Annotated in this window: 5 protein-coding genes and 3 pseudogenes; 6 read left to right on the forward strand and 2 right to left on the reverse strand. The window is 52.4% G+C overall.

All coding sequences use genetic code 11. From position 1 onward, the window contains the following. Positions 1-103 precede the first annotated feature (103 nt). Positions 104-634: pseudogene (locus HU766_RS25790) on the forward strand (transposase); the annotation flags it as partial. Positions 635-813: 179 nt separating this feature from the next. On the opposite strand, the gene HU766_RS25795 reads toward HU766_RS25790, so the two are convergent. Next, positions 814-1,668 (reverse strand): response regulator transcription factor, encoded by an 855-nt coding sequence (locus HU766_RS25795; RefSeq protein ID WP_032879429.1) that lies wholly within the window; start codon positions 1,666-1,668, stop codon positions 814-816. Between the two features lie 157 nt (positions 1,669-1,825). On the opposite strand from HU766_RS25795, the gene HU766_RS25800 reads away from it, so the two are divergent. From HU766_RS25800 to HU766_RS25820, 5 genes and pseudogenes are all read left to right on the forward strand, one after another. Then, entirely contained in the window at positions 1,826-2,374 is a 549-nt protein-coding gene (locus HU766_RS25800; protein ID WP_032879428.1) for a GNAT family N-acetyltransferase, read from the forward strand. Between the two features lie 148 nt (positions 2,375-2,522). After that, positions 2,523-2,714, forward strand: a pseudogene (locus tag HU766_RS26365) (phosphotransferase); the annotation flags it as partial. A 422-nt stretch (positions 2,715-3,136) separates the two neighbouring features. Continuing rightward, positions 3,137-3,574, forward strand: coding sequence for a GNAT family N-acetyltransferase (locus tag HU766_RS25810; protein WP_032879426.1), 438 nt, complete (start codon positions 3,137-3,139; stop codon positions 3,572-3,574). 636 nt (positions 3,575-4,210) lie between these two features. Next, positions 4,211-5,008 carry a bifunctional hydroxymethylpyrimidine kinase/phosphomethylpyrimidine kinase gene (gene thiD / locus HU766_RS25815; RefSeq protein WP_056845766.1) on the forward strand — a complete coding sequence of 266 codons (798 nt, stop codon included), beginning with the start codon at positions 4,211-4,213 and terminating at the stop codon, positions 5,006-5,008. A 189-nt stretch (positions 5,009-5,197) separates the two neighbouring features. Beyond that, positions 5,198-5,767, forward strand: coding sequence for a GNAT family N-acetyltransferase (locus HU766_RS25820; protein WP_186661783.1), 570 nt, complete (start codon positions 5,198-5,200; stop codon positions 5,765-5,767). Between the two features lie 213 nt (positions 5,768-5,980). Here the strand turns inward: HU766_RS25820 and HU766_RS25825 are convergent. Next, a pseudogene (locus tag HU766_RS25825) lies at positions 5,981-6,307 on the reverse strand (CmlB family chloramphenicol efflux MFS transporter); the annotation flags it as partial. Positions 6,308-6,409: the final 102 nt, after the last annotated feature.

Below are 6,409 nucleotides of genomic sequence, written 5' to 3' on the forward strand. Positions count from 1 at the left end.
CCTCGTCGGTAGAGGACTACGAAGCGCTGCTGCCGTGGAACTGCTCACCGGAGATGCAACGGTAAATCGAAGCTCCATCTGGCGGTAGGTGGGGTTCATGGATCGCACTCAGTTCTTCGAACTGCATGCGACACACAAGAGCACACTGGCGGAACAAGCCTTGCGTTACATGCAAGCTTTGTACGAGATTGAGGGGGAAATCAAGGATCTGGAACCGGACATACGCCGCCGAATACGGCAAGAAAGGGCACTACCGGTGATGGATGCATTGCATGCCTGGATGGGTGCCCAGCGCGATATCGTGCACAACGGTTCGGCTATTGGCAAAGCCCTGGATTACAGCTTGAAACGCTGGGCGGCGTTGTCACGCTACCTGGATGACGGGGCTGTAGCGATTGATAATAATTGGTGTGAAAACCAGATACGGCCTTGGGCGCTGGGACGCAAGAACTGGCTCTTTGCTGGGTCACTACGCAGCGGTAAACGCGCCGCTGCGATTATGAGTTTGATCCAGTCGGCCCGCAACAACGGGCACGATCCGTATGCCTACCTGAAGGACGTGCTGACGCGCCTGCCGACGCAGCGGGCGAGTGAGATTGCAGAGCTGCTGCCGCATAGGTGGCGTCCGGTTTAGTCGTGCAAGACGGTTTGCCCGAACGCTTACGATAGTCTGTACAGCATGCTGATCAAGACGCTGAGAATCTCGGCAACTTGAATATTTGGACACTAGCCGTTGAACAGATAGGCGATAGCAAGCAGGTTCTGCTGCGGTGCATGGTTAGTGCGCCTTTCCTCCTCTATTTCTACCGCAGGTCAGTCATTTTCCGCCTTCTCCCTCTTGTGCTTACGATAACGGGAAAGCGAAATCCCCGTTTGGCGCTTGAAATAGCGACACAAGTAAGATGCGTCGGCGAAGTTCAGTTCGTCGGCCACACGGCCAATAGCCAAGTCACTGTATGAAAGGAGAGCCTTGATTTCCAAGGTTACCTGCCGATCTATCAGGCCCTTGGGAGTGTCATTGAAAAACGCTTTGGTCAACTGCGACAGGTAGAACGGCGTGATACTCAGTGCGTCGGCGTAGAACTTCACATCTCGGTGGCGGATGCAGTGTTTGCCTATCAATTCCCAGAAGCGCCAACTGAGCATTTCCTTCCTGCTGAATCCCTTGTTCTCTATTTGGTTGGCTGGAAGTTGCTCGGCTATTTTTAAAAAGAGGTTCTGCAGTTGATTACGCAACATGATGCGTTGGTAGGTGGGGCAGGTCTGCGCAATGTTCCGCATCTGCGTCACCCACCCCTCTATCAGCGGCATGTCGTCCTTGGATGGGACGCAATGAGGATGGTCATGCAGAAATACGAACAAGGTATTTGGCAGTGGGTAGGCAACCTCCGCTGCAAAGTTTTTCGGCATAAGGCAGAAAAACACCTTGAAGCGGCGCGAGCGACGTTTGAGCAAGGCAATCGTGTCTTCAGCCAGCAGCATCACACCACCGCGCCTGACCGCATGCTCTTTGAAGTTTAGAGTGAAGTGGGCACTACCGCAGAGGCATACCAGCAGCGTCAAGTAAGCATGACCGAAGGAGAGCGGTAAACCTAGCCCTTGCGCGAGCGTGGTTTCTCCCATCCGCATCGAATCGTCAGGAACAAGAAGTTTCGGAATGTGATGCATAGTGCCCCAGCTCTACAACAACCAAAGGCCACCATCGTATCACCGCTTGGCGCGATTGTTTCTAAAAGTACCGAAGAAGCCGAGGTACTGGCGTGTACCGATGATCTGTCTCCCAATACTCTATCTCGAACGCACCAATCCACTACGAGTACAGGATATGACACTTGTAACAGAACGACTCTCGCTGCGCCCCTGGCTGGACACAGACGCCGCCGATCTATACGAATATGCCAAAGACGCCCGAGTTGGTCCCATCGCTGGCTGGCCCCCGCACACCAGTGTGGAGAACAGTGCCGACATCATCCGCACAGTCTTCAATCACCCAGAGGTGTACGCGGTCGAATTGAAGGAAAATCGCCGTGCTGTTGGTTGTGTAGGCATTCTCATAGGTAGCAACAGCAATTTTGAAATCAGTGAGCAGGAAGGGGAAATAGCCTACTGGATCGGCGTGCCTTACTGGGGCAAAGGCCTGATTCCGGAAGCAGTGCGTGAAGTGATGCGACACGCTTTTGAAAACCTGAACCTCAAAGCACTTTGGTGTGGTTACTTCGCCGACAACATCCAATCCCATGCTGCTCAATCGAAGTGTGGCTTTCGATTTCATCACACCGAAGAAAACAAATATAACCAGTTCCTCGAAGACTATCGGACAGAACACATCAGCCGCATCACCTACCAAGAATGGCTGGAACATACGAAAGAGTAAGGGCGCAAAGTAAACATACCGGCATGAGGAGGCAGCGACCGGCGGACGCAGTCTGGTTACAATGTATACCGCACGAACGCCGGAGAGGGGTGCAAACCTTACTTGGGGCTGTACGGAGAACTAGCCGGATTTCCCTTCCGCCGTAGCACTGCCGCGAACTACAACGGCTCATGGCGACCTATGTGACACCAATGTCTTCGTTGACGCCCATGACCAGTTGCATTTCATCGATCTGGGGCGGGGCGGTATCGCGGATCGCTGGCTGGACATCGCGTTTGCTCATCGAAACCTGCGCGAAGATATTTCGGACAATGCAGCAAACAACTTTCTTCGGGGGCTTGGCGAGCCCGACCAGTCTGCGAAGCGTGTGTATTTCGAGCAGTTGATCGATCTGGACACCTGGATGGTCGACTCCACCGCGGTAAACGCAACCCGAGCCTCTTCCGGCGCCGGGAAACTGTCATCGGTGGCTTGACGCTGGTTTTCTCTGCTGGCCTTTAGTGTTAAAGGCCACACTCCATTTGTTTCAGAAACGCCGCACCCCTACAGAATTCACAAACACATAAGAGCGACGTTCTTCAGGGTGGAAGTTATTTCATAGTCTGTCCCCTCGAACAAACTTTCACAAAGCATTTCTTGATAGCTCCAGCCAGTTACCATTCAATACTTCCAGCAGTCAGTCGCAACTCAGGCACTCTACACACCAATAAACACCCATAACAGTAAATTGAGCCCGATCATCACCAAAATGCAGGATACTCTATGGAAATCTCACTCACCCAAATAACGCAACAAAACTATGAGGCAATTTGCGAGCTGGAGGTCACTGAAGAGCAGGAGGACTACGTGTCCAGTAATACTTGGTCGCTCGTTGAGGCTGCATACAACCCGGGTTACTTCACACGCGCCATCATTGCAGATGAAGAGCCAGTAGGTTTTTTTATGTGGGTGCAGGAATCCGAAGAAAAAGTCTCTATCTGGCGCTTTATGGTGGACAAAGAACATCAGCAGAAATCCATCGGTAGAGTCGCGCTGGGTCTCGCCCTACGTGAAATAAAACAGATCAAAAACTTGAAAGAAATTGAAATTTGCTATAACCCCAATAACGTCGTAGCTAAAGGGTTTTATTCCAGTTTCGGGTTTGTCGAGGTTGGCATGGATGCAGACGGCGAAGATATGCTGGCGAGGATCATAATTTGAACTTCGCCAAATACAACCCGAGCTGCACAATAGCTCTAATTACCTTCAGCTCTCCCTGAATTCAGAAGTGCGAGCCTTCTGGCATCGTTTGCAGGCTATTGTCGTCCTGAACAATGCCCCGATATCTTCAAATTTTAACATCAGCTGCGGCGCAACTCGAGGCCGCAGCTGTTAGGCGATCGGGCCGCCCGGCTTGCAACTTGCGCATCGCCCTGGTCTTTACTCCATTGCAGCCTGGAGGATCATATGAGATTCTCGGAATCCGTGCTCTTTGGGGCGAATAGTTCGCGAGTAACGAGAGGTCCTTCAAAGCACAAGAAAAACTCGGGCTCCTCAATCAACTCACTGAGGAAATAAATTCTTGGAGATTACAGAACCGAGCATATCAGTCGAATGACCAAGGAAGAATGACTTGCACTGGAAGTAACCACTACTCGACCGACTATGGCATTAAATTAAAGCCGTGATAGTCGCTCCTTAGGACCTGCTTGGGGCGGAGGAATATGCAAAGTGCACACGGATACTCCGAAGCCATACTCATTCTCCCTCGACACACGGGACTCTTCAAAGCGGATTTTCTGCAGAAGATGCGCCCGACGCTGCGAGGATAAAAGCATTAGCGGCGGAGGAAACTCAATGATTCCCAACGTTCTGAGCATCGCGGGTACGGACCCAACCGGCGGCGCAGGCATTCAAGCTGACTTGAAGACGTTTTCTGCGCTTGGCGCCTACGGAATGAGCGTAATAACTGCAGTTGTGTCGCAGAACACGCAAGGAGTTCGTAGCTTCGTTGCACTGGAGCCAGAATTCGTAGCCGACCAAATCGAGGCTGTGTTCGACGACGTGCGGGTGGACGCGGTCAAAATCGGCATGATTGCCAACGCAGCCATTGCCGACGCGATCGCTACCCGACTAGAGCGACATGCTAACTGCCCCATAGTCTTGGATCCCGTCATGGTCGCCACCAGTGGACACCGCCTGCTTCCTCCAGATGCAGTTTCTATCGTTCGTGAACGGCTGATTCCACTTTGCACGTTGATCACCCCCAACTTGCTCGAAGCAGGCGACCTACTCGACTCACCCCACCCCACATCTATAGAAGAGATGCATACGACGTTGGAGGGGCTTCATCAGTTGGGTTCAAGCTGGGTATTACTCAAGGGCGGCCATTTAGACGGTCAACACAGTATTGATCTACTCCACGGTAATGGAGAAACCTGCACCTTGGCCGCACCGCGAGTGCTTACATGCAATTCACATGGTACCGGCTGCACTCTATCTGCTGCGATCACGGCGTTTCTACCATCAATGGATATGCTGTGCGCAGTGAAACTGGCAAAGAATTACCTAACGCATGCACTGGCGGCAGCCGACCGGTTGCAAATTGGGACCGGCCATGGGCCAGTTCATCACTTCCATGCAATTTGGAAGTAGATGGTTCCGTAGCCCAGATAGCTCGGTAGCACACTCCTACCCGCATAGCAGTGATACATAACGCTCGTATACACTCTACTGCCACCAGGAGTTCACTTGAGATAGCTCTTTGGCCGACTCGCTCACCTGATCGGCCGATTCGAATGGCGCTAAGAGTCATGTGTAGCCCAATTGTCGCGAGAAGTAGAAATGATCGAGCAAAATAAATTTGTTAAAACCCTTGAGAAAGACTTTACAACAGCCGTCCCTATCTCTGATGGAGTAGTGACTATCCGGCTTATGTCCAATCTCGATGCAGATGCCTATGCAACCGGAGCAGACGACGCTCTAGTCAAGCGTTTCGCTCACCTTCCGCTGGGAAAATATACACCACAGGTTGTTCGCGACATGATCCGAGGCGTAATCGCGGACGGGTTGCGCGATAGAACACTGGCAGTTTTAGCGATCGCCGACACACGATCAGACTCCTTTCTTGGGAGTTTAGTAATCTTTGATATAAAGAAGGATGAAGCAGAGATTGGCTATTGGGTTGCACCTACGTATAGAGGTCATGGTGTATCCAGGCGAGCTCTCATTCTGAGCACAGAGATTGCGCGCATTTTGGGTTTAAAAAAACTGCGCGCTCGCACTGTTAGAGAAAACCCTGCATCAGAGAAAAGCCTTATCAAAGCTGGATTCTCTCAAGTCAGCGAGCCACAGCTTGAGGAAACACCATCTGGAAAACTTGAGATGGGCATATGTTATTGCCTTGAAGTATGAAATATCAGCCAACCCACCGAAGTCTGTGTGCGTGATCAACTGCCGCGTACGACTCCAGACTGAACCCCATGCCGTAATCCAGCATCGCGTAGCGCGCCAGCATCATGCGCTGCCCTCGGCTCTCGGCCAGCCCCTGTTTGGCGAGCAAGTGAGCGCGCTGCTGCATTGCCTACTTGGCCTCGCCACCTCATCATCGAGTGCGAATCCGCACTCAAGGTCGCCCAGGAAAAAGTAGACTGCCGTTGCGACCCCGGCGATATGATCGAAACCTTGAAACGCACCATTAGGTGTCACCGAGACGGCAGTTGCGATACCAACCCCCGCGAGCCACATTGGGGGAATAAAGCCCAGTACCGAAGTCGGCACCAGAACTTCGCCCACGCAGTGCAAGAGCGCTCCTGCCAGCAGACACCCCATTCCCATCCGCAGCGTGTTCAGGATTCCCAAGCAGGTAATCAGTCGCTTCATGATTCTTGCGGTAGCCATCATCGCGAAAGCTACTGTCGCAAATAGCAAGCTGAACTGAAGCTGTGTGTCCGCTCCATGAAGCCCACATTCCAAGCGACTACCTGAAGCCCGATGCTGCGCTCCCGATTTCTTTCTGGAGCCAGTCCGCCATGATGCGTCCCGACAGCAAAGTCG

It is taken from the genome of Pseudomonas sp. SWRI77, from assembly GCF_014269105.1.
GTDB lineage: Bacteria > Pseudomonadota > Gammaproteobacteria > Pseudomonadales > Pseudomonadaceae > Aquipseudomonas > Aquipseudomonas capeferrum.

Coding starts and splice junctions, on each gene's coding strand:
- HU766_RS25800 (WP_032879428.1), top strand. CDS start 1,826: ATGACACTTGTAACAGAACGACTCTCGCTGCGCCCCTGGCTGGACACA.
- HU766_RS25820 (WP_186661783.1), top strand. CDS start 5,198: ATGATCGAGCAAAATAAATTTGTTAAAACCCTTGAGAAAGACTTTACA.
- HU766_RS25795 (WP_032879429.1), bottom strand. CDS start 1,668: ATGCATCACATTCCGAAACTTCTTGTTCCTGACGATTCGATGCGGATG.
- HU766_RS25810 (WP_032879426.1), top strand. CDS start 3,137: ATGGAAATCTCACTCACCCAAATAACGCAACAAAACTATGAGGCAATT.
- thiD (WP_056845766.1), top strand. CDS start 4,211: ATGATTCCCAACGTTCTGAGCATCGCGGGTACGGACCCAACCGGCGGC.